This is a genomic window from Limnobacter parvus (genome assembly GCF_024623725.1).
Classification (GTDB): Bacteria; Pseudomonadota; Gammaproteobacteria; order Burkholderiales; family Burkholderiaceae_B; genus Limnobacter; species Limnobacter parvus.
In genome coordinates, this window is the sequence record NZ_JANKHG010000027.1 from 248330 (window position 1) to 271600 (window position 23271).

Annotated in this window: 21 protein-coding genes; 12 read left to right on the forward strand and 9 right to left on the reverse strand. The window is 51.8% G+C overall.

The window, feature by feature from the left end; translation table 11 throughout:
• Nucleotides 1-117: 117 nt before the first annotated feature.
• Both NSP04_RS14820 and NSP04_RS14825 read left to right on the forward strand, forming a co-directional pair.
• Nucleotides 118-612 (forward strand): hypothetical protein, encoded by a 495-nt coding sequence (locus tag NSP04_RS14820; RefSeq protein ID WP_257513129.1) that lies wholly within the window; start codon nucleotides 118-120, stop codon nucleotides 610-612.
• A gap of 134 nt (nucleotides 613-746) precedes the next feature.
• Entirely contained in the window at nucleotides 747-1496 is a 750-nt protein-coding gene (locus tag NSP04_RS14825; protein ID WP_257513130.1) for a Crp/Fnr family transcriptional regulator, read from the forward strand.
• A 118-nt stretch (nucleotides 1497-1614) separates the two neighbouring features.
• Here the strand turns inward: NSP04_RS14825 and NSP04_RS14830 are convergent, their stop codons facing one another.
• Nucleotides 1615-3804, reverse strand: coding sequence for a malate synthase G (locus NSP04_RS14830; RefSeq protein ID WP_257513131.1), 2190 nt, complete (start codon nucleotides 3802-3804; stop codon nucleotides 1615-1617).
• Between the two features lie 219 nt (nucleotides 3805-4023).
• On the opposite strand from NSP04_RS14830, the gene NSP04_RS14835 reads away from it, so the two are divergent.
• The 3 genes from NSP04_RS14835 to NSP04_RS14845 are packed head-to-tail and all read left to right on the forward strand — an operon-like array spanning nucleotide 4024 to nucleotide 6874.
• Nucleotides 4024-5670 (forward strand): GMC family oxidoreductase, encoded by a 1647-nt coding sequence (locus NSP04_RS14835; protein WP_257513132.1) that lies wholly within the window; start codon nucleotides 4024-4026, stop codon nucleotides 5668-5670.
• Nucleotides 5671-5706: 36 nt separating this feature from the next.
• The gene (locus NSP04_RS14840; RefSeq protein ID WP_257513133.1) at nucleotides 5707-5919 is read left to right on the forward strand and encodes an RNA-binding S4 domain-containing protein; all 213 of its coding nucleotides are present in this window, start codon (nucleotides 5707-5709) and stop codon (nucleotides 5917-5919) included.
• A gap of 40 nt (nucleotides 5920-5959) precedes the next feature.
• Entirely contained in the window at nucleotides 5960-6874 is a 915-nt protein-coding gene (locus NSP04_RS14845; RefSeq protein ID WP_257513134.1) for a demethoxyubiquinone hydroxylase family protein, read from the forward strand.
• A gap of 13 nt (nucleotides 6875-6887) precedes the next feature.
• Here the strand turns inward: NSP04_RS14845 and NSP04_RS14850 are convergent, their stop codons facing one another.
• On the reverse strand, nucleotides 6888-8051 hold the full coding sequence (locus NSP04_RS14850) for a fatty acid desaturase (RefSeq protein WP_257513135.1): 1164 nt from the start codon (nucleotides 8049-8051) through the stop codon (nucleotides 6888-6890).
• A 147-nt stretch (nucleotides 8052-8198) separates the two neighbouring features.
• Entirely contained in the window at nucleotides 8199-9101 is a 903-nt protein-coding gene (locus NSP04_RS14855; RefSeq protein ID WP_257513136.1) for a recombination-associated protein RdgC, read from the reverse strand.
• A 164-nt stretch (nucleotides 9102-9265) separates the two neighbouring features.
• Between NSP04_RS14855 and NSP04_RS14860 the strand changes: the two genes are divergently transcribed.
• The 3 genes from NSP04_RS14860 to NSP04_RS14870 are packed head-to-tail and all read left to right on the forward strand — an operon-like array spanning nucleotide 9266 to nucleotide 12082.
• The gene (locus NSP04_RS14860) at nucleotides 9266-10339 is read left to right on the forward strand and encodes a hemolysin family protein (protein WP_257513137.1); all 1074 of its coding nucleotides are present in this window, start codon (nucleotides 9266-9268) and stop codon (nucleotides 10337-10339) included.
• On the forward strand, nucleotides 10340-11149 hold the full coding sequence (locus NSP04_RS14865; RefSeq protein WP_257513138.1) for a cobalamin-binding protein: 810 nt from the start codon (nucleotides 10340-10342) through the stop codon (nucleotides 11147-11149).
• Complete coding sequence (locus NSP04_RS14870) at nucleotides 11150-12082, forward strand: hypothetical protein (RefSeq protein ID WP_257513139.1); 933 nt, start codon at nucleotides 11150-11152, stop codon at nucleotides 12080-12082.
• Nucleotides 12083-12102: 20 nt separating this feature from the next.
• On the opposite strand, the gene ahr is transcribed toward NSP04_RS14870, so the two are convergent.
• On the reverse strand, nucleotides 12103-13104 hold the full coding sequence (gene ahr, locus NSP04_RS14875) for an NADPH-dependent aldehyde reductase Ahr (protein ID WP_257513140.1): 1002 nt from the start codon (nucleotides 13102-13104) through the stop codon (nucleotides 12103-12105).
• A gap of 131 nt (nucleotides 13105-13235) precedes the next feature.
• On the opposite strand from ahr, the gene NSP04_RS14880 reads away from it, so the two are divergent.
• The gene (locus NSP04_RS14880) at nucleotides 13236-15344 is read left to right on the forward strand and encodes a molybdopterin oxidoreductase family protein (RefSeq protein ID WP_257513141.1); all 2109 of its coding nucleotides are present in this window, start codon (nucleotides 13236-13238) and stop codon (nucleotides 15342-15344) included.
• Here NSP04_RS14880 and NSP04_RS14885 read toward each other — a convergent pair.
• Nucleotides 15328-16086, reverse strand: a complete 759-nt coding sequence (locus NSP04_RS14885) for a putative 4-mercaptohistidine N1-methyltransferase (RefSeq protein WP_257513142.1) — start codon at nucleotides 16084-16086, stop codon at nucleotides 15328-15330. The two genes, NSP04_RS14880 and NSP04_RS14885, sit on opposite strands and share 17 nt — an antisense overlap.
• A gap of 7 nt (nucleotides 16087-16093) precedes the next feature.
• Nucleotides 16094-17389, reverse strand: a complete 1296-nt coding sequence (gene senA / locus NSP04_RS14890; RefSeq protein ID WP_257513143.1) for a selenoneine synthase SenA — start codon at nucleotides 17387-17389, stop codon at nucleotides 16094-16096.
• A 112-nt stretch (nucleotides 17390-17501) separates the two neighbouring features.
• Here senA and NSP04_RS14895 point away from each other — a divergent pair, with 112 nt between their 5' ends.
• Both NSP04_RS14895 and NSP04_RS14900 read left to right on the forward strand, forming a co-directional pair.
• On the forward strand, nucleotides 17502-17990 hold the full coding sequence (locus NSP04_RS14895; RefSeq protein WP_257513144.1) for an RcnB family protein: 489 nt from the start codon (nucleotides 17502-17504) through the stop codon (nucleotides 17988-17990).
• A gap of 187 nt (nucleotides 17991-18177) precedes the next feature.
• Nucleotides 18178-19200, forward strand: a complete 1023-nt coding sequence (locus tag NSP04_RS14900) for a hypothetical protein (protein WP_257513145.1) — start codon at nucleotides 18178-18180, stop codon at nucleotides 19198-19200.
• An 81-nt stretch (nucleotides 19201-19281) separates the two neighbouring features.
• Here the strand turns inward: NSP04_RS14900 and NSP04_RS14905 are convergent, their stop codons facing one another.
• Nucleotides 19282-19785: a DUF4282 domain-containing protein gene (locus tag NSP04_RS14905; RefSeq protein ID WP_257513146.1), complete on the reverse strand. Its 504-nt coding sequence runs from the start codon at nucleotides 19783-19785 to the stop codon at nucleotides 19282-19284.
• 289 nt (nucleotides 19786-20074) lie between these two features.
• Between NSP04_RS14905 and NSP04_RS14910 the strand changes: the two genes are divergently transcribed.
• Nucleotides 20075-22357 carry an amidohydrolase family protein gene (locus NSP04_RS14910; RefSeq protein WP_257513147.1) on the forward strand — a complete coding sequence of 761 codons (2283 nt, stop codon included), beginning with the start codon at nucleotides 20075-20077 and terminating at the stop codon, nucleotides 22355-22357.
• Between the two features lie 4 nt (nucleotides 22358-22361).
• Here NSP04_RS14910 and NSP04_RS14915 read toward each other — a convergent pair whose 3' ends face one another.
• Nucleotides 22362-22940, reverse strand: coding sequence for an NAD(P)H-dependent oxidoreductase (locus NSP04_RS14915; protein WP_257513148.1), 579 nt, complete (start codon nucleotides 22938-22940; stop codon nucleotides 22362-22364).
• A 31-nt stretch (nucleotides 22941-22971) separates the two neighbouring features.
• A complete protein-coding gene (locus NSP04_RS14920) occupies nucleotides 22972-23226 on the reverse strand; it encodes a hypothetical protein (protein ID WP_257513149.1) in 255 nt (84 codons plus the stop codon).
• Nucleotides 23227-23271: the final 45 nt, after the last annotated feature.

The window sequence follows — 23271 nt, forward strand, 5'->3', positions numbered from 1 at the left end:
TTTAAATTCGTTTAAAAGGCACTGCATGGCCGTTATCCCCAACTTATCCAGTCCGCACACGCAAGGCTTAGGCAAGGCTGTCGATATTTCATATATCTACGGCATGCGAACTGAGCAATGAATTGGACTCAAAAAGCAATGGTAATCACCTCTCTCGCCATGCTTGCAAACTTAAGCTGGGCACAAGAGTTCGACGATCAGGTACTCAAGAACAATCTCGCTTACGGGCAACTAATCGACTTGAATCAATACAACCCCGGGCACCAGAAGGGCCTGATGTTGAGGCTTTTCGCAACTCCAGCTCGTGATGAAACTTGTGACCTGGAAACAGGTACTATTTGCAAAAATCAGCACCTAATTACCGTTGCAACACTTGATGAAATGCCAGAAGTTCAAGTTCACGCGCTGCAGGCGAAAGGTGAGTTTGTGAAAGCGGATTGGGTTATTTCCAAAAGCAAAGAGGCGACCCCGGATCAAGCCGAGTTGGTTCTCACGTTTCGCCAATACAATCGATTCGCGACGCGAGCAAACCCACAATTACCCAAGAAAATTGATCGGGTCAGCTTAAAAATTATCCAACAAGGAATCGAAGAGGCTCTGCTGACAAAATAGCTTTCCACCCACGTACTGAAGGCCCCAGGCAAACCGTCTTGAAACAGACCTTAAGTGCGGTTTCGCACATACAGGCAGTGCATGAAAAGTTAGTGTGGAAGGTTATCCCCACATTGAGCGCACAGTAGCCACTTATGACAAAAGCCGCACAAACTCAGGCACCAAGCCCCAAGCAAAACTGCATACTGGCTTCTCTGCCAGAGGCGGACTATCAACGATTGTTGCCAAACCTGAAACTGGTGCCCCTGCCGCTGGGGTGGACCATGTCAGAGTCGGGTGATCATGTGAAATTTCTGCACTTTCCAACCGACGGCATCGTTTCCCTGATCTATGCCCTGGAAGACGGTTCTTCCAGTGAAATAGCTCTGGTTGGCAATGAAGGCATGGTGGGCATCTCTATCTTTATGGGTGGTGAAAGCATGCCCAGTGATACGAAGGTGCAAAGCGCGGGCCACGCCTATCGGCTGGATCGCCAGCACATGAAGCGTGAATTTGCGTTGGGTGGCAAGTTGCAACACGTGTCGCTGCTCTACACCCAGGCACTGATCTGCCAAACATCGCAAACAGCGGTGTGCAACCGTCACCATTCGTTGGACAAGCAATTTTGCCGCTGGTTGTTGATGAGCATTGACCGGCTACACAGCAACGATCTTGTGGTGACTCACGAGTTGCTTGCCAGCCTGTTGGGTACTCGCCGCGAGAGCATTACTACAACGGCACTCGCCTTGAAAAAAGAGGGCATTATCGAGTACACGCGCGGCCACGTTACGGTGCTGAACCGCAAGAAGTTGGAAGCACGCGCATGCGAATGCTATGAGACCGTTAGGCTTGAGTATGATCGCCTGCTGCCGAAGCTGGCAGCTTGTCAGGCTTCGTCCGTGTAAGTTGACTTAGCTGCTGACTTAGCTTGGCGCTGTCGTAGTTGCTTGCGATAAGCCCACAAATAAAAAAGCCAGGTACTTTTCAGCACCTGGCTTTTTTACTTCCAACAGCTAAAACAACTTAAGCCGCTTTTACCTTCAAGCGCCATGCATGCAGCAGTGGCTCAGTGTAACCAGCTGGTTGTTCCATGCCTTTGAACACCAGGTCGCATGCAGCCTTGAATGCGGCAGATGTTTCAAAGTTGCCAGCCATAGGCTTGTACACAGGGTCGCCAGCGTTTTGCTGGTCAACCACTGCAGCCATGCGCTTCATGGTTTCCATCACTTGGGCTTCACTCACGATGCCGTGGTGAATCCAGTTGGCAATGTGCTGGCTGGAAATGCGCAGCGTAGCGCGGTCTTCCATCAGGCCCACGTTGTTGATGTCGGGCACCTTCGAGCAACCCACACCCTGGTCAACCCAGCGAACCACATAACCCAAAATACCTTGGGCGTTGTTGTCCAGCTCTTGCTGCTTTTCAGCCTCGCTCCAGTTGGTGTTGGTTGCCACTGGCACTTGCAACAAGTTGGCCAGAATTCCAGCGCGTTCGGCTTCAGCGTCAATCTTTTCCAGATCAGCTTGAACCGCTGCCACGCTAACCTGGTGGTAGTGCATGGCGTGCAGTGTTGCGGCTGTTGGGCTGGGTACCCAAGCGGTGTTTGCACCGGCCTTGGGGTGGCCAATTTTCTGTTCCAGCATGGCTTTCATCAGGTCGGGCATGGCCCACATGCCTTTGCCAATTTGCGCACGGCCTTTCAGGCCACAGCTTAGCCCAACCAGCACGTTGTTGCGCTCGTAGGCTTGAATCCAGGCGCTGCTCTTCATCTCGGCTTTGCGAATCATTGCGCCAGCGTGCATGGCGGTGTGCATTTCATCGCCAGTGCGGTCCAAGAAGCCGGTGTTGATGAATGCCACGCGGCTTGCAGCAGCAGCAATACAGGCCTTCAGGTTAACGGATGTGCGGCGCTCTTCGTCCATAATGCCCAGCTTCACGGTGCTGTCGGGCAGGCCCAGCAGCTTTTCTACATGGGTGAACAATTCAGCAGCAAAGCCCACCTCAACAGGGCCATGCATTTTCGGCTTTACAATGTACACAGAACCTTTGCGGCTGTTGCGAATGCCGTTCACGCCATTGCCTTTCAGGTCGTGTAGCGCAATGGTTGTGGTTACGATTGCATCCAGAATGCCTTCAGGAATTTCTTTGTCGCCGCCCCACACAATGGCGGGGTTGGTCATCAAGTGGCCCACGTTGCGCAGGAACAACATGCTGCGGCCATGCATGGTTACTGTTTCGCCATTAACGCCGGTGTAAACGCGGTCTGGGTTCAGGCCACGGGTGAAAGTTTTTCCACCTTTGCTCACGCTTTCTGTCAGTGTGCCTTTCAGAATTCCCAGCCAGTTTTTGTAGGCCACAATTTTGTCTTCAGCGTCTACGGCTGCAACAGAATCTTCCAGGTCAAGAATGGTTGAAAGCGCGGCTTCCAAAACCACATCGGCCACACCGGCTGCGTCAGTCGAACCAATGGGTGTTGCGCGGTTAATAATGATGTCGGCGTGAATGCCGTTGTTCACCAGCAGCACAGAAGTGGGGGCAGTTGCATCGCCTTGAAAGCCAACCAACTGGGCAGTATTTTTCAAGCCAGCCGTGTTGCCGTTTTTCAATGCCACTTGCAGTTTGCCGCCAACCACTGTGTAGCCGGTCGCGTCTTTGTGTGAAGCACCTTCCAGTGGGAAAGACTGGTCCAAAAAGTTGCGTGCGTACTCAATTACTTTGGCGCCGCGCACTGGGTTGTAACCACCTGCGCGTTCTGCGCCGCCGTCTTCTGAAATTACATCGGTGCCGTACAGTGCGTCGTACAGGCTGCCCCAACGCGCATTGGCGGCGTTCAAGGCATAGCGTGCGTTCAGGATTGGCACCACCAACTGAGGGCCAGCTTGTGTGGCCAATTCGCCGTCTACATTGGCGGTGGTGGCCTGCACCTTGGCGGGCTGCTCAACCAAATAGCCAATCTTCTTCAAGAATTCCTGGTAGGCCGCCATGTCGGCGATGGGGCCTGGGTTGGCTTTGTGCCACGCGTCCATTTCTAGTTGAATGCGGTCGCGTTCAGCCAGCAACGCGGCATTCTTGGGGGCCAATGTGTTGACGATTTCGTCGAAGCCTTTCCAGAAACCCGCTTGATCAATGCCGGTACCGGGCAGTACATCGTTGTTGATAAAGTTGTAAAGGGGCGTAGCTACTTTCAAGCCATGCACGGTGGTACGTTCTGTCATTTTTGAAACCTCAGGCTTTGTAATTGGTGCGAAACATTCGATTGTAAAGGAATTGGATGGCATTCTGGCATGTTTGGAATGGTCATAAGCACCGCGTAATGAGCAAGACATCTTTAACTTTTTTGCAAAACTCTGGAAAACCCCAATTCGATTGCAGCAGCAGGGCGCCCAATCCAATTTCGATGCTGGGTACTATCTGTGTATCAATTCGGGAAAAACATGCGGACTTTCGATTACATCGTGGTGGGGGCGGGCACCGCCGGGGCCCTGATGGCCAACAGGCTGAGTGCCAACCCCAACAATTCAGTGTTGCTGCTAGAGGCAGGCGGCAAAGACAACTACCACTGGATCCACATTCCTGTGGGGTACTTGTACTGCATCGACAACCCGCGCACCGACTGGCGCTTCCGCACTGAACCCGACGCAGGCCTTAACGGGCGTTCACTGCTGTACCCGCGCGGTAAAACCTTGGGTGGATGTTCAAGCATCAACGGCATGATCTACATGCGTGGGCAGGCACGCGATTACGAAAGTTGGGCTGCGCAAACCGGTGACGATTCCTGGAACTGGAACAATTGCCTTCGCGACTTTTTGGCCCATGAAAGCAACTGGCGTTATGACAACCCCCACGCCGAGTTGGCTGACAACGAGTTGGCTCAGTTCCACAGTGGTAGGGGTGAATGGCGCGTGGAAAAACAGCGCCTGCGCTGGGAAATTCTTGAAGCGTTTTCGCACGCGGCACAACAGGCCGGCATACCCGCAAATGAAGACTTCAACCGAGGCAACAACTTCGGTGTGGGCTACTTTGAAGTGAACCAGCGTAGCGGCTGGCGCTGGAATACGGCCAAGGCCTTTCTGCGCCCTGTGCTGAATCGCCCCAACTTAACGGTGTGGACACAGGCACAAGTAAAAAACCTGCTGATTGAACGCAACGCCAGCGGCGAGCTGGTGTGCAACGGTGCATTGGTGGTGCAGGGCGGTGTTGAAATTTTTGTAAAAGCCGTTCGCGAAACCGTGCTGTGTGCAGGCGCAATTGGCACGCCACAAATTCTTGAGTTGTCAGGCATAGGGCAGGGCAGCCTGCTTCAGCAACACGGCATTGATGTAAAACTGGACAAGCCCGGCGTGGGCGCCAATTTGCAAGACCACCTTCAAATTCGCGCTGTGTTCAAAGTGCAGGGCGTTAAAACCTTGAACACCTTGGCCAACAGCCTGTGGGGCAAGGCACAAATTGGCTTGGAATATGTGTTCAAGCGCAGCGGCCCCATGAGCATGGCCCCATCGCAACTGGGTGCGTTCACCAAAAGCAGTGCCGACCGCCCATACCCGAATATTCAATACCATGTGCAGCCACTCAGCTTGCCCGCGTTTGGCCAGCCTTTGCATAACTTCAATGCTTTCACCGCCAGCGTGTGCAACTTGAACCCCAGCAGCAGGGGTTCGGTGCACATTAAAAGTGGCAGGTTTGAAGAAGCCCCCGCAATTGCCCCCAACTACCTAAGCACCACTGAAGATCAAAAAGTGGCGGCCGATTCTTTGCGTGTTACCCGCAACATTGCCCAGCAACCCGCACTGGCAAAGTACCAGCCCGAAGAGTTCAAGCCGGGTATTGAATTTCAAACCGACGAGGAACTGGTACGACTGGCTGGCGACATTGCCACCACCATTTTCCACCCGGTGGGCACAGCGAAAATGGGTGCAGCCAACGACCCGGCCGCCGTTGTAGATTCACGATTGCGCGTGATTGGTGTGAAGCACCTGCGAATTGCTGATGCCAGCGTAATGCCCACCATCACGAGCGGCAACACCAACAGCCCCACGCTGATGATCGCCGAGAAAGCGGCAAGGTGGATACTCGAAGGCTGATACACTTCGGGCATTGATTGCAGGGAACATTCCGTCATGAACGAAGTCATTATTAACAAAGAACCCGTCGAGCTTTACAAAATCCTGAAGTTTCAGGGTTGGTTGTCCAGCGGCGGCGAAGCAAAAAACGCGATTGCCGATGGCCATGTACTGGTCAACGGGCAAATTGAAACCCAGAAGCGCAAGAAAATTGTGGGCGGCGATGTCATCGAGTTTGACGGCGTGAAGTACACGGTTAAACTAGGTTAAGAGTTTTTCCCAAAGCAGTTTCAATCAAGGCAGTACGGTCATGGCAGTAAAAGACCAACAGGTTTCAAATCAGTCCCAATGCGTTGAAGTGTATTTCGACGGTTCATGCCCCATGTGCCGTCGGGAAATTGCGGTGTATCAGAACATTAAGCCCGACCAGCCCATTTATTGGGTCGACGTGTCCAACCCCGCCACACCGCTTCCCGCGGGCCAAAGCAAAGAACAACTCATGGCACGTTTTCACACGCGCACCGCACAAGGCGAAATGCTGAGCGGTGCTGCGGCATTTGTTCACGTGTGGGCGCAGCTGCCTGGTTGGCGCGTGCTGGCCGGGCTGGCGAAACTACCTGGTGTGCTGTGGGTGATGGAAAAGGCGTACAACGGCTTTTTGCCGCTGCGCCCAATCATTCAACGCTTTGTTTTGAAGTTTGACACAAGCCACCTGCCGCCCACCTTGGTGGCCGACATTCGCACCGACCACGCAGGTGAAACAGGGGCGGTGTGGATCTACAAAGGTGTGTTGGCTGTGTCGCGTGATCCGGAAGTTCGTGCTTTCGCCACCGAACACTTGCTTACTGAGCAGCGCCACTTAGATGCCATGAATGATTTACTGCCTGTGTTTCGCAGAAGCTGGCTGCTGGTGCCCTGGCGAATTGCTGGTTTTTTAACCGGCTTGTTGCCAGCTTTGCTGGGCAAGCAGGCTGTTTTTCGTACCATTGCGGCGGTTGAAACCTTCGTGAACCTGCACTACCAGGAACAAATTGAAAAGCTGAATGACTTGGGTACGCACCCGGAATTGAAAGCGCAATTGATCGAATTCCAGCTGGATGAATGCAACCACCGCGACGAAGCCGCTGCAAAAACAACAAAGCCCGGCGGTTTTGTCGCCAGGCTTTGGGTGGGTGCCATTGCAACCGGGTCAAAAGTTGCTGTTACTTTGGCCCGGTGGGTTTAACTCAAAAAGTACATTAAGCCATTGCCCCGGTTTTCTGCACCTGGCTAACCAGGGCCTGCAGGCGTTTGCGTTGCAGGCGCATTTCAACTTCCATCGCCTTGAACTTGGCTTTGTAAGCCGCAAGGGTGTCGCCGTTCTTCAATGCGTTTTTGGTGTCCTGGTACCAGGCTTCCTTCAGCTTGGCCCATTCCTGCAAGGCCTTGCTGTAATGCTCATATTCCTGCGCCAGGCGGGCTTTCATTGCGTCCATTTGGGCTTGCATGGCCGTGGGGTGGGCATTCAGCTTTTCTTCTGCACGCTTGAACTGCATGGCAATGCGCGCTTTTTCAATGGCAAATGTGTCGCAACGTTTCAAATTCTTGGTCAAGCCCACATATGACAAACCAGCAATCAGCCACTTGGTGGGGTCGATGTGAAACCACTTAATGCCGTTGCGATAGTCGTACTGGAACAGGTGGTGGTAGTTGTGGTACCCCTCACCGTAGGTGAAAATCGCCAAAATATCGTTGTCACGGGCCGTGTTTTCATCGGTGTAGGGGCGTCGGCCCCAAATGTGCGCCAGTGAATTGATGAAAAACGTGGTTTGGTGGCACCACACCAGGCGAAGCAGGCCGCCCAGCAACATGACACCCCACAAGTCGCCCACCAAGAAACCAATCAGGGCCGGAAACAGGAAGTTAATGCCCAAAGCCAATACGGTGTAGTGCTTGTGCTGAAACATCACCATGGGGTCTTTCAGCAGGTCGGGGGCATTGCTCAGGTCTTCTTTGCCAGATTCATATTTGCGCAGCATCCAGCCCATGTGCGAAAACCAGAAGCCGCGTTTTGCGGAATACGGGTCGTGTTCAACGTCGTCTACATGGCGGTGGTGGGTGCGGTGGCCTGAAGCCCAAATCAACACGCTGTTTTGTACAGCCATGGTGCCGAAAAACATCAGCACGAATCGCACCGACCAATGTGCTTCGTAGGTGCGGTGGGCCCACAGGCGGTGGTAACCGGCCGTAATCGCAATGCCATTCAGAATTGCCAACACCACAAAAGAAACCCATGCGGCGGTGCTGTAGTCGTTGTACCACGCATAGGTGGGTACAAGAATAAGTGCAGCTATGGTGGTTCCAAACAGGGTGATGGTGCCCGGCCAGTGAATCGGGCTATTGGGGTCAACTCGAGTGGTCATTGAAATTTGGTTTTTACCAGAAGGTTCAAAGGATGATGAATCATACTGAACCTTGACCCCTGATTGAACCCCAATTTAAATATTTAATAATTGTTCTCAATTGTTGAGGCTATGCCGCAACGAAAAATGGCAGATTACTACCGTTTTTCAGGATGCGGAACCGGTCAGTTCGCCGCCCAACACATCAATCAAGCTGGGCAACATTTTTCGTAACTCGCCTGTCATTAGGGCAAAGTCGGAATCAAAGGCGTCGTCGTCGGCACTCAGGGCTGCTTGTTCCTTAATCACATCCAGGGGGGCAACCCGCTTTACCTGAAGATTCTCATGCAACACAAAAGAAACCTTGTCGGCCCAGGTCATGGCCAGCCGGGTTACATCTTTGCCGCCCTTAATGTGCCGGGCAATTTCATCCGATTCCAGTGAATGCTTCACATAGCGCACTGTGGCCGCCTGCTCGCCACGGCTTTTTAATTCGCAATCCTGATCAACAGTGAACGGGGGCGGGTTGTCGTTTTCCGCCAGCCAGCTGGTCATGGCCACGGTGGGTGAGGTTTTGGTCTTCACCAAGGCCATGGCCACGCCCTCTACGCTTTTCATCAGCATGCCGATCAATTCATCCGCTTTCGCGGGGCTGGCAGCATCAATTACCAGCCATTTGCCGTCGGTGTCTATCCACGCGTTGATTCGGCTGCGGATGGCGAAGGCACGTGGCAACAATTTATCGGTCACACCTTCTTTGATTTCCTTCATCTGCTTGCGGCCGGGCTTGTAGCCCTCGCGTTCCTCAATTTCCAGGGCGCGTGCCTTGGTGAACTGATTAATTACTGTAGAAGGCAGCAGTTTCTTTTCCAGCCCCAGCGAAATCAGCAGTTGCTGGCCGCTTTTGTGCACAAAGGGCTCGCCCTCGGCTTTGGGGGAAACCCAACCGCGTGTTTGCAGGTCCATGCCGCCGCAGGCTTGAAGGGCTTGTTTGGCCAGTTTGTCTTCCAGCGACTCGGGTGTTTCTTCCCATTTGGTGAGGCGAAAGATGAACAGGTTTTTAAACCACATGGCTTGGTCCGTCGAGTAAGGAAAGGGCTCGCAGTGTAACGCAAAAAGTTGCCTGGAGACGGGCTGTTTTAATTTTGGTGGCTCGGCAGCGTGGCTGTAAATTGGCCTGTGCTAATCTACAAATGCATTTAAAAAGCACACTGTTTTAACTTCCGGACTTTTACATGGACCCCTCCACGTTGGGCCTAGACGCCCTCCTGCTGATTATTTTTGTTGTCGGTGCCCTCGGTTTTTCTTTTCTTTGTTCCCTGTGTGAAGCAGCTTTGCTGAGCATGACACCTTCCTACATTGCCAGCCTTAAAGAATCAAACCCAATCAAGGCCGAAAAGCTGAAGAATCTTCGAGAAGTCAATCTGGACAGGTCACTCGCCGCCATTCTCACTGTGAACACGATTGCACACACTTTGGGCGCCATTGGGGCGGGTTCGAAAGCGACAGCTGTTTTTGGCGAGGTGTGGTTTGGCGTGTTTTCTGCTGTCATGACGCTGCTGATTTTATTCCTGTCCGAAATTGTGCCCAAAACTCTGGGGGCAACGCATTGGAAGAAACTTGCTGGTTTCACAATTGCTTACGTCAATATCATGGTCAAAACCATGTACCCCCTGATATTTATCTCAGAAAAACTGACCCGTCTAATGGCCGGCGACAAGAAACACAATGATGTAAACCGCGATGAGTTTGCCGCAATGGCCAACATGGGCGAAGAGCAGGGTGTGCTAAGCGATCGTGAATCGGAAATTATCCGGAATTTGCTAGAACTCCGCAGCATTGATGTCAGCGACGTCATGACGCCCCGCATTGTGATGTTCACCTTGAACAAAGACCTGACCGTGGATGAAGCGCTAAAGGCCAAAACCCACACGCCTTTTTCAAGAATTCCTATCTATGAAGACGAACCTGATCACTTGGTCGGTTTTGTACTGCGGGAAGCTTTGTTGAATGCACAAGCGGATAAACAGGGCGACACCCCGATTCATGAATTCAAGCGGGAATTGATGGCCGTTTCTGAAAATGCACCGCTTTCCAAGGTGCTTGATATTTTTCTTGATCAACACCAGCACATTGCCATGGTGATCAACGAATATGGGGAATCCAAAGGTTTGATCAGTCTGGAAGACTTGGTGGAAACATTGTTGGGCGAGGAAATTGTCGATGAAGGTGACAAGGTAACGGACATGCGCGAGTTGGCGCGCAAGCGTTGGCAGCGGCGCGCGCGGCGTATGGGCATTGAGGTTTAATTGAGTCAGAATTTCGGCCCCCAGCGCATTGTTTGCCTTACCGAGGAAACCACTGAGTGGCTCTATCTGTTGGGCGAAGACCATCGCATTGTAGGAATTTCTGGCTACACCGTTCGGCCTAAAAAAGCGCGCCTTGAGAAACCCAAGGTCAGTGCTTTTTTGACGGCAAAAATTGATCAAATTCTGGCACTTGAACCCGACTGTGTGTTCGGTTTTTCGGATTTGCAGGCCGACATCGCCAGTGCCCTGATACGTCACGGTGTGCAGGTTACCGTGTTCAATCAACGATCCATCGCGGAAATTTTCAGCATGATGTACCAAGTGTCCGCCATGGTGGGCGCGCCAGAAAAAGGCCTTTCGCTGATTGCTCAAATGCGTGCGCACTTGGAAGAAATACGAGGAATTACTGCAGCTTGGCCGGTTCGCCCGCGTGTGTATTTTGAGGAATGGGATGAGCCGCCAATCAGTGCTATTCAATGGGTGTCTGAATTGGTGGGAGTGGCTGGTGGGGACGATTGCTTTCCCGAACTTGCACTGGAAAGCCTGGGTAAAAACCGGATTATCGCGGATCGCGATGAGATTGTTCGACGCAACCCCGACATCATTGTTGGTTCATGGTGTGGCAAGAAATTTCGCCCGGAAGCTGTGGCTTCTCGCCAAGGATGGTCGAAGGTGAATGCAGTGAAAAACGCACAAATTTTTGAAGTCAAATCGCCTTTGATTTTGCAGCCAGGCCCCGCTGCATTGACTGATGGCTTAAACGCCCTGCATGAAATTGTGCGAGGCTGGCAACACTTACACGGCACATAAATGCACGCATTGAAAATCATTCCTTGTAGCGCAATATTCACCCGACTTATCTGCTTGGCTTTTTCCTGCTTGCCGCTCAGCGCCTTGGCTTTGACGCCGGTGCAGGCTTGCCCAAACCTGCCCATTGAACTTGCCCATGAATATCGGGTAGATGGTTTTCTCTTGCAATTTGATACCGAAGGCAAGCATGCCTTACTCAATCAAGACGATTCTAACAACAATCAAATTCCCGATTTGCTTGAGGACGTTGCCACGCAATTACAGACCATGAAGCGCTTGATGGCACATTTCGGTTTTGTCGATCCGCTTTCTCAGCCGCGTTATCAATCCCAGCAAGCCCGTGCGGTTCAGGTTCGTTTTCTCAGCATGTCGGGCAATGGTCTGGCATTTGATGAAGTTCGCCAAAACAGCCACGGCGAATGTGTTTTGCTCATCAATTTGTCCAGCAAATTGGGTCCCAGAAATTTGACACCGGCCCACGAATGGTTTCATCTGGTTCAGTATGGCTATACGCCATTCAAGCGCTCATGGTTTTTGGAGGGCATGGCAAGGTGGTCAGAAAGCGCTTTGCGAAAAGAGGCTTCAATGCCCAACTTTGGGTCGTCTTTGGCAGGGACGGAGTTGTTCGCCCAAAGCTACAATGCTCAGGCGTATTGGTTCAAATTGGCAAGCCAGTCGAGTGAGCCAAGTCAGCACGACTTTCCAGAATCAATTTCAGGTAGCCGGTATTTGAATGGCGACCCGGTTCTTCAGGACAAGGTGTTGCATGGCCCGCACCGAATGCGGCGCGCGCTGGAGGCTTTGGCCATTCTGGGTGCCAATGAAAGCAAGCGACGCGACTTGGACCCCCATCATTGGCCTGAAGCTATTCAACGCCTGCCAGAGCACGACCTGAAGATGAAAATTGCTGTTGAAAGCACGGCGTTGAAGTAATGCGCACCGTGCTTCTTTCCTTAACGGGAAAGCACAACCCGGAATCTGGGGCTGCCACTGCGCACCTTTTCTAGTGCGTCATTGATGTTCTCGAAACTGTATTTCTCAACAATGGGCTCGATTTTGTGAAGTGCTGCGAATTCAAGCATGTCGGCAATTACGCGTGGGCTGCCCACTGGTGAAGAGGAAATAGAACGCTGCTGGCCCATTAAGCCAAACACACCAATGTCTAGTGGTTCAAGCACCGCACCCAGAAAATGCAGTCGCCCTTTGGGTGCCAGCGTGCCGATGTAAGCATTCCAGTCCAGCTTCACATTCACGGTTGACAATATCAAATCAAATGATCCTGCGGCTTTCTTCAGCGCCTCCGGGTCTTTGCTGTTCAGCACATGGTGTGCGCCCATGCCCAGCAATTCATCGGTTTTCGACGCATTGCTGCTGAATGCCGTTACCTCGCAACCCCAGGCTTTCAAAAACATCACAGCCATGTGGCCCAAGCCGCCCACACCAATCACCGCCACTTTGCTTTGCGGTGAAACATTGTATTGAACCAGCGGGTTGTACACCGTAATACCGCCGCACAGTAGGGGGCCTGCAGTGGCCGGGTTCACACCGGCCGGAATTTTCACGGCACTAATGGCCTGCGCGCGCACTTTGTCGGCAAAGCCACCATGGCGGCCAACAATGGTGCCCTTGGCTGTGCTGCACAAGTTGTGGTCGCCACCCATGCACATTTTGCAGCTCTCGCAATAACCCGAATGCCAGCCCAACCCCACCACATCGCCAATGGCCAGGTGGCTGACATGGCTACCCAGCTTGCAGACACGGCCAATTACTTCGTGCCCGGCCACCATGGGGTACTTGGCGCGGCCCCACTCGTTGTCCAGCATGCTGACATCGCTGTGGCAAATGCCGCAGTGGTCCACATCAATTTCAACATCGAATGCGCCCAGTTCACCGGCTTCGTATTGGTAGGGTTTCAGTTCGCCTTTCGCCTCGAAGGCTGCGTATGCATTGATCATGTTCTCTCCTGTTTGTGACTTGATGGTATTACACCTTCACCATTAGTATGGGTGTTAATGTTGGCTTTAAGCTGACAAAGCCCAGCCATTCAAGAACAGGGTTCCAGCCGAGGACCTGTCAGGAGACAAAATTGCAAACCCATCGCCGCGCATGTCATTTGTGTGAAGCCATTTGTGGCTTGAAAATTGAAGTTGAAAACAATCAAATCGTTTCAATCAAAGGCGATGAGCAAGACCCGTTCAGCCGTGGCCACATTTGCCCCAAGGCAGTTGCACTAAAAGACATTCAAGAAGACCCAGACCGCTTGACCAAGCCCGTTAAAAAAGTAAACGGGCAGTGGGTTGAAACCACTTGGGAAGACGCCATTGAGCTGGCTTGTGAAGGCTTGTTTCAGGTGCAGCAAAAGCATGGTGCCAATGCGGTGGGCGTTTACCAGGGCAATCCGAATGTACACAATTGGGGCTTGATGACCCACAGCGCCAACTTTCTGGGTTTGTTAAAAACCCGCAACCGGTTTTCGGCCACATCGGTCGATCAACTGCCCATGCAGTTGCTGGGTTACTGGATGTTCGGGCATCAGTTGCTGATTACCATTCCCGACATTGATCACACCCAATATTTTCTGATGCTGGGTGCCAACCCAATTGCTTCCAACGGCAGCTTGATGACCGTGCCCGATGTGGCCAAGCGCATCAAGGCACTGCAAGCCCGTGGCGGCAAGTTGGTGTTGATTGATCCCCGTAAAACCGAAACCGCGCAAATTGCCGACGCACACCACTTTATAAAACCAGCCAGCGATGCGGCTTTTGTGTTTGCCCTGATCAACACAATAGTGGAAGAGGGCCTGACTCGTCTTGATCGTTTGTCCCCATTCACTGAAGGGCTGTACACAGCCCTGGGTGCAATATCAAAAGTGACACCGGAAGTGGCACAGGCAGAGTGCGGAATTGATGCGGGCACCATTCGCCAAATCGCCCGCGATTTCGCCAATGCCGGAAATGCTGTTGCCTATGGTCGCATGGGGGCCTGTACTCAGCGCCATGGCACTTTGGCGCAATGGGGCATCCAGTTGTTGAATTTGATCACCGGCAACACCGACCGCGTGGGCGGCAGCTTGGTGGCCAACCCGGCACTCGATCTAATTGCAGCCCCCAACAGCAAGCCCGGCAGTTATGGCCGCTGGCACAGCCGGGTCAGCAACAAGCCTGAAGCGCTGGGTGAATTTCCCAGCGCGATAATGGCCGAAGAAATGCTGACCGAAGGGGAAGGGCAAATTAAGGCACTGGTTTCAATTGCGGGCAACCCCGTGCTGTCGACCCCCAATGGGCAGCAGCTCGACAAAGCCATTGCGGGCCTGGAATTCATGGTGTCAGTGGATTTGTACATCAATGAAACCAACCGCCACGCCCACGTTATTTTGCCCACCACTGGGCCGCTTGAACATGATCATTACGATTTGATTTTCAATATTTTCGGTGTGCGCAACCAGGCCAAGTACAGCGAAGCCACTTTGCCCAAGCCTGCTGAAACTTTTGATGACTGGGAGTTGATGGACAAGCTGGCTGCCTGCTATTCCGCCAAGCAGGGCAAGCCTGCGCGGCCTTCCATGCCCCCGCAAATGATTCTGGACATGGGGCTGCAAATGGGTCCGTATGGCATGGCCAGTGAACACAAGTTGAGTTTGGAAAAATTAAAGCAGCACCCGGAAGGAATTGACCTTGGCCCTTTGCGCCCCAGCTTTCCAGACCGTTTGCAAACCCCCAACAAAACCATTCAGGCTGCACCAGCCGAAGTGTTGCAGGCTTGCGCAACGTATATAGAAAATTTATTAAACCCACAGCAAACCGCTGGCGAGGAAATGATTTTGATTGGTCGCCGCCACATTCGCAGCAACAATTCCTGGATGCACAATTCCGAACGGTTGGTGAAAGGTAAAAACCGTTGCACCGCCATGGTGAACCCAGCGGATGCAAAAAGGCTAAACCTTGAGGAAGGGCAGCAGGTGCTAGTGGCCAGCAGGGTGGGGGAAATTACATTGCCTGTGGAGATTTCAAGCGATGTAATGCCCGGTGTAGTCAGCATTCCGCATGGCTGGGGGCACGACAAATCGGGCACCCGCCAGCGTATTGCTGCGGTGCATGCGGGCGTAAGCTGCAACGATTTAACCGATGAGCAGTGGTTGGATGTTCCCAGCGGCAATGCAGCGGTGAACGGTGTTCCTGTTACCCTTCGAGCGTAGCCGAACGTTCCCACACAGACATTTCAGCAATGCTGTGTTGAAATTTCCGTGATGTTTCGCGGATTACAAAAGGCACATCCATGGGTGTTTTTACCATCTTGAAATGCGGGGCAAGCACAGTTTGCATGCCCTGCAATACGGTGCGCGATTCGCCGTTTTCCATGTGCCCACCAATCCAATTCGCTTTGGGGGTGTACTCTTCAAGTAAGGTATAGGGTGAGCTGATGACCAACAAGCCACCGGGCACCACGCGGTGTTGTAGGTCGCTGAGGAAGGCGGCGGGGTTATTCACACGGTCAATCAAATTGCCCGCAAAGATTAAATCGTAACCCACGTGCGCACTGCCCAAATTGCAGGCGTCACCCACTTCAAACTGCACCTTGCTTTTCACGCCTTCAAATTCCAGGCTGCTCAGTGACACCTCAACTGTTCTGCCCAATTCACCTTCATCGTGTAAAAAGTAGGGCAAGGTTTCACCGGCTTTCAAGCGGTTGGCCGCATCAATGAATCGAGATGACAAATCAATACCCACCACTGCATCAAAACCCTTGGCCAAATCGAAGGTGCTGCGCCCCACTGCACAGCCCAAATCAAGCGCTTTGCGGCGACGGCGTTTACCCATGAAGTCAATGCAAAGTTCCGCGCAATGGGCTGGGTAGTTGGGCACACCAAAGTAGCTGCCTCCGAAGTGGAAGGCCATGTATTGGTTCAGCAGTTCGTCGGTTTCGTAGGGGTTGTTCATCGTTGGTTTATCTCGCACAGGTTCTGAAACCCACAAATACATCGTTTCGGTCGGGCAGGTAAGCTTGGCGGTAGGTGCCGCGAATCAGTATTGATGAAGTGGCGCATGAACCGCCACGCACCACCTTGTGGTCACCAAACTGCAGGGTCGACATGAAGGGGTAAACATCCATCGTAAAGCCGCTGTAGGGGAAAAACAGGCTTTCTGTCCATTCCCACACCGTGCCTATCATTTGTCGGCAACCAAACGGACTGTCGCCTTCAGGCAGTGCATTCACGGGTAGCCTGGCCAAGTGGGTGCAATCCATGTCCACGCGTGTAGGGTCCATGGTGTTTCCCCAAGGGAATTTGTTGAAAGGGCGGCCTTCAATGTTATTCAAGGCCGCCACTTCCCATTCAAATTCTTTGGGCAGCCTGCGCCCAGTGAAATTGCAATAGGCTTGCGCTTCCCAGTAGCTTACGTGCTTCACAGGCAAACTGGGTTCAATCCGCAGCCACTTGTCGTAATGCCGTTCCAGCCATTGGCCATTTTCTTTTTTCCAGTACAACGGGTGGCGCGCGTTGGTTTGCTTCCGCCACTTCAGGCCAGCCATGCTCCAGCAGGAATCCAGTTCATAGGCGCCTGCTTCCACAAATGCCAGGTACTCGGCATTGCTGACCAAGGTTGGCGAAATGTTGAATGCTTTGACATCTTTTATAAATCCAGGCTTTTCATTGTCGAAACAAAAATCGTCTGTTGCGTAGCTCGGCGATTCTTCAGGCATGCCGATTCGGTAGCGCCCAGCAGGAATTTCAACATCGCCTTGGGCTGCGTTGGGCAAGCCTGCGGAGGCACATGGCGCGTGCGCACCCGGCGGTGGCGCATACCCAAGGGTTTGCCTGCACCACACCATCGACTCAATGTGCATGTTCAAGTGGAAAATGGCGTACTTGTACATGTACAGGTCGGCATCGCTCAGTGGTTTTTCCTGAATACGCTGCTTGACCCGATCAAATGTGTGGTGAAAGTAATGAAGAGTTTCTACCTTGTCTGGAAACAATTCAGTTTGCCAGCGGTCTTCATGGGCCAGCTCAAAAGAGTCCCAGATGTCGTCAAGGGCAGGGTTGTAAGAGGGGGCAGAATCAAGGTACTGCAAAATGAACCGTTCAAAGAAGAACGTGGCATGGCCCACTTCCCAGACTGGCGGGTTGATGCCTTCAGAGTAGGGCACGCTTAGCTGTTCAGGGTCCAGGCTATTCAGTAAGGATAGTACGCGGTCTCGGCTGTTTTCAAGGGCGTGGAGCAGGGTTTGCTGGTTGTTCATGGCGGGTTCGATACAAGTACTACTTAAACATATTATAGGCTTCTAGGGTATTTCAAGCTGTGGGCGTATGCTGAAGTGGAGATAGCAAATACTTATAACAAGGATTACAACCATGACACTTCGATCGATTTCACGCCCCCTTGCGGTGGCCATTACCGCCCTGCTGATTGTCAGCACCAGCGCCTATGCTGACAAGCCTGAAAAGGGCAACGGTAATAGCGGTAACAATGGCAAAAACAAGAGCGAGCAGCAAGAAAAGCGCAAAGACAAGTCGGACAAAAACGAGCAGGTTAATTTTTCGTTCCGCAGCGACGACTCGCGCTTAATTCGCGACTATTACGGCACACAGGCCGCCAAGGGCAAGTGCCCCCCAGGCTTGGCCAAGAAAAATAATGGTTGCCAACCCCCGGGCCAAGCCAAAAAATGGCAACGTGGCAGCCCATTGCCCAGCGATGTTCGATATTACGACATACCGAATGACTTACGCCTTCGTTTGCCTTCACCCCCCAATAACTATGGTTACGTGCAAACAGGCACGGATGTACTGCTGATTGATTTGGGTACCCGCTTGGTTGTGGATGCGATCATCGACATTCTTTAAGCAGGTATTGCTTACCTGAAAAAACGGGCCGCCTCGGTTTGCTGTGGTGGCCTTTTTTATTCATGTTTTTTCCCTCAAGTTCTAGGTCATTGATGCCGTTAGCTTGGTAAGCGTTGCAAATGCTTAGTCCAGCCGAAGCTGATGCTTAATCAGCTAAATATCTAAACCAAATTCTCGAGGACTTTCAATGCGTTTACTTACCAAGACCAAATCACTTGCTGCAGTTGGTTTTCTGGCTTTTCTTCCTCTCACAGGTTTCGCGCAAACGGCAGCCCCTTCGGCTGACCTTGTGAATTTGCAGGCCCAGGTAGACAACTACCTTTCCCCTGCCATGGTCAACGAAATCGACAGTTTGTTAAGCAGTTACACCACCTTGGGTCTGGGCCAAACTTACACCGCTGCTTCACCGGGGCTTGTTTCTGTCGCTGATGGCATGGACGCCACATGGAGCAAAATGACGTACAGCGATGCAAGTGCGTCTCAGCTAATTGGTTACGCCAAGGATCAGTGCGTTTCACACACCACCTACGACCAATTGGTTGCCAAAGGCGTGAAGCTGGATCAAGCCAAGTTCAACAGCACCCGCGACAAGTTTTGCAAATTGGTGAAAGCGGCAGCAGAGCTTAAGCATCGCTATGACAAGTACCAGGCCATCAAAGCGAACGGTGTCACTTTGGCCAAACGAGAAAAAAGCCAAGGCCACGATTTCAAGGATCGTCATCGTACATTCGCTGGCGGTTTTGACCTTGTGTATTATCCAGACGTTGCGAATACCTTGAAAACTGGTTTGCATCCTGACCACCAACTCCAGTACAACAGCTGGATGAAGTGGAGCGACGATGGCAAACAGCCTTTGAATTTGTTGAAGAAACTTCGTGATCAGAGAAACGACAAAGCAGGCAAATGCGATGGTGTGTCACTTCACATCATTGACGGGAAAGAAGTTGATGGCTGGTTTTACCTGGATGTGGTGAATGTGACTTCAAGCAAGCTTACGATCAAGAACTGCATGAAAGCGGATTACAACAAAACTCATAAAACGCACGGGTTCCCAGAGTTTTCTGTAGAAGCACCATTTGGCTACCTGTATGAACTTGAACAGATGAAAGACAGTGCCAAAGTACAGCTGAAAGACAAAATCAAAACGAAAGTGGTATCGATGGTGGGTGCCAATGAGCAAATGGTGGCTTTGTTGCAGAAGTTGAAGTGAAATTTAACTCGTAAAAAGGTGAGCCAATACGCCAGGATTCCTGGTGTACTGGCTGTCACCTAATTGTGCAAATGCCCTCGACTATTTGCGAAACCATTTTTTAGGAAAGGCACCAATGTCTGAAATTGGTTTCAAAAAGCTGATCACATGGGTAACGTCGTTTACCTGACCACTAATTTGGTTGATTTGAGTTTCGAACTCATGAACCTTGTCGCTGATCCCGTCCACCTTTGAATTCAGGTTATCCACCTGTTGCGGAATTCGATCCATACGCTGCACCGTCTCCATGATTCGGTAAGCCATTACTAAAAATTCCAGTGCCGCACGGGTAACGGCAAAGGCAATCAATAAGGCAAAAGGCGTTACAGCGAGCGCCAGTATTCCCACCATGTGCGAATACCAAAATGCCGCAATAATCAATGCAAGAAAAAATCCAAGAATTCCCAGCAGCAAAAGCGCGTAGAACACTGGAAGTAGTTGCATGGACAAATACTGTTGAAATCGAAAGTCGACCAGGCCTTTACCAAAGTTACTGATGCCTAGCGTGAACTTCGAACTCGAGGGCTCGTGTGCAGACTGTTTCAATGCATTCTCCTCATGATTATTATTGTTGTGTCAATTTCAAAACTCATCGATGACGTTATTTTTAATCTTCTTTGAAATTGTAATGTGCGCTATTGCAGAAATGTTTGTATCCGCAAACGCAAATAAGAATTTCCCGGGCATGGATACTTTCCGCCACAGTTCTGAAGAATTGATGTATCAAAGTGACATTCTTCGTGTCAGCATCGACCCCTTGTGTCGGCTAGTCGACATCTGCTTGATTGTTTCTGCTCTAAAATTTTCGAATAAAATCAGAATATTGGAGACAGAGATGAATCGTCTTGCCCACCGCTGTGTGTTGTCGATCTCAGCTTTGTTTCTCGCAGCATGCCTGGGTAGTGAAGACCCCGTAGCTACAACCGATTCTCGCGTTCAGCCAGGGCAGGCTGATACCACTCTGAATCAATTTAATGTTGCCAATCAGTGTTATTCCATGTCCAGCGCCGATGGGCGGTTTTTAAGCAAAACGGGCGCTGCTTACAGTCTTTCCGATCAACCCACGCCTTTCTATTTCAAACCCAGTCGACTGGGCCAGTATCTGATATTTGATCCAGATTCAAATTTTGTTGGGCTCGAGAATTCCAATCCATTGAATCAAATGGCCTTACTCCAATTTTTGAGGGAGGGATCGAATTTTCTGTCTGGCCTGGGCGATATAACAGAGGTACTTGAACCTGCGAAGCCCGTTAGCGATGCGATTCGAAAGGCAGGCGAGGATTTGGGAGCCGCAATCGAGCAACAAGGTGAACCCACAACGGCAGCGAGTGGACCCACCGCACAGGGTGAGCCAGGTTTTTTGACGATTTGGGAACTTCAGCCCACTGGCGCTTTAAACAGCTTTCGTTTTCGCCAGCTGGCAACAAAGCAATACCTTGCTGCTGAAGGTGAGCAGTTGAGCTTGACCGACGCAGAGGATATATCAACTCATTTTGTGTTGCGGCCGGCCACTGGCTGCGCGGTTTTTCCGGAGGCAGAGTTGAATGCCACAGGAACACCGTTTACGGGCACGACGTCGGACGGGAAAGTAGTTGGATGGGTGGATACCCACATTCATATTGGTGGAAGCGAGGCACTGGGTGGCAAGGTGGCGCATGGCCGACCGTTTCACCCTTTCGGAATCACCAAAGCCTTGAATTCTTGCGCAGCAGACCATGGCCCACAAGGTACGCTGGGTGTGCTGGACAACTTATTGGCCACGGGTAGCCCGGTGAATCAGCATGACACCGATGGGTGGCCCACCTTTTCCTACTGGCCCAACCCTCGATCGCAAACCCATCATCAAACCTATTACATGTGGATGAAACGAGCATGGATGGGCGGACAGCGCATCATGGTGAATCATTTCGTGGCCAATGAAGTCATTTGTCAGGTGTGGCCATTGAAAGAACATGACTGCGATGAAATGGAAAGCGTGAAGCTGCAAAGGCAATTGCTGCTTGACCTTGAGGAGTACATCGACGCACAAGAAGGTGGGCCTGGAAAAGGCTGGTTCCGGATTGTGTACAACAGTGCCACTGCGCGCGAGGTGATTGCCGACGGCAAGCTGGCGGTGGTCATGGGGATTGAAAATGAAAAACTTTTCAACTGTGGCGAATTTATGGGAATGCCAGAATGCACTGAGCAACAGGTGCTTGATCGCCTTGATGAGTTCTATGCCTTGGGAATACGCAGCGTGTTTCCCTTGCACATCTTCGACAACGCATTTGGTGGTACTGAAATCAGTCGTTTCACAAAGGATGCGGCACTGATGCAGGTGTTCAATGCGGGAAATATTTGGGAAACCGGGCACCCCTTCGCAAGCACCACTTGCGAAAATATTGACAATGCCGAGCCGTCAGCAGTGGACAGCAAAGATTACGGTTTGTTTGAACTGGCACTGTTGCAGCTGATGAACATCCCGCCAACCCCCGAGGATGTACCCGGTCGAGAGTGCCAACGCAATGCGCGGGGCCTTACCCCGCTGGGTGAGTTTTTGATTGACGCTCTCGCCAAGAAAGGCGTGATTGTTGAAACCGACCACATGGGGGCCCTGGCGCGTAAGCGAGTGCTGGCAATGATGAAAGAGCGGGGCTTGCCAGTGGTTTCAGGGCACTCTGGCACCATCGGCGCAGCAAGGGACAGCCAGCGGATTGTAGACCTGGGGGGGCTGATTTCAAATCTGCCTGACGAACCTTCTCCCGCAGCGGTGGCGTATATGCAGAATCTGGCTGCCCTGTACCCACCGCAAGCGATGCCAGTCAGCGGCTTTGGTTCCGACATCAATGGCATTCACCAACAGGCGGAACCGCGCCCGGATGCCGTCGATAATCCACTGGTGTACCCCTTCAAATCGCCTATGGGCGATGTGGTATTCGAACGCCAGACCACAGGTGAACGCGTGTACGACCTGAATAAGGACGGTGTGGCACATTATGGCTTGTACCCGGACTACATCGCCGACATGATGATGCAGCCTGGTGGCAAGCCTGCAGTGGCTATGTTGTTCAGGTCAGCTGAGGCCTACTTGCAACTTTGGGAAAGGGTAGAGCAGTTCAGTTCCGAACATAAACCATGATCCGTCAAGCCTTGAATCCAAATTCGTAGGCACGCGCCAGCCACTTTTCTCGCGTCGCTGGCTTCGAGCTTTTTACTGGCCCAAAGCTGGTCACAGCGACTGGCTTAATGCCGCAAAATTCCAGAATGGTTCGCTTCATTTGATTGTGCCCGGGCATGCGATACACCCATCGATAGTACCAAGGAGGGGTGTCCATGGTGGCAATCAGATGAGCGGTTCGTTGGGCCAATAAGCCATCTGCCATCAATGCACCCTTTTGAAACTTGAAGGCAAACCCAGGTAAAAGAACACGGTCAAAAAAACCTTTCAGAATGGCGGGAATGGACCCCCACCAGATTGGATAAACAAAGACCATGTGCTCGGCCCAGACCATTGATTCCTGAGCTGCGACAAGATCGGGTTCAAGCGCTTGGATGGCGTTGTAACCATTCTGAAGAATCGGATCGAATTTTAATTTGCCAAGGCTAAGCAAGCGAACGTCATGCCCCGCTGCCTGCGCGCCCTTCAGGTAAGTGTTTGCAATTGAGCAGCACAAACTGTCTTCAGAAGAATGACCGAGAACGATCAAAATGCGTTTGCGCATCACACGCTTCCTTTTTGTTGAAAAAGGCAGTTTAAAGCCTACCCCTAGGGGAAGGGTCAACTGGAAATTCGCATTTTATTGATTCTGGCGACCTGCGCAGTTCGTCCTCAAATTGATTCAACAGCTTCAGTTGCGCTTGCGCTGTTTCAATCTGTAACTGAATGGCCTGACGTTTCTGCTGAATTTGTTCCAGCATGTGCATCAAGCTGGAACCTGAGCGAACAGCATCCGCATTCAAGGCCTCCACGATGTTGATTTGCACCCAAATTTGACCCGGGATTTGCATTGAATTTTGACCCACCCCTTGGTGTCAGAATTATGTCTCGATTTT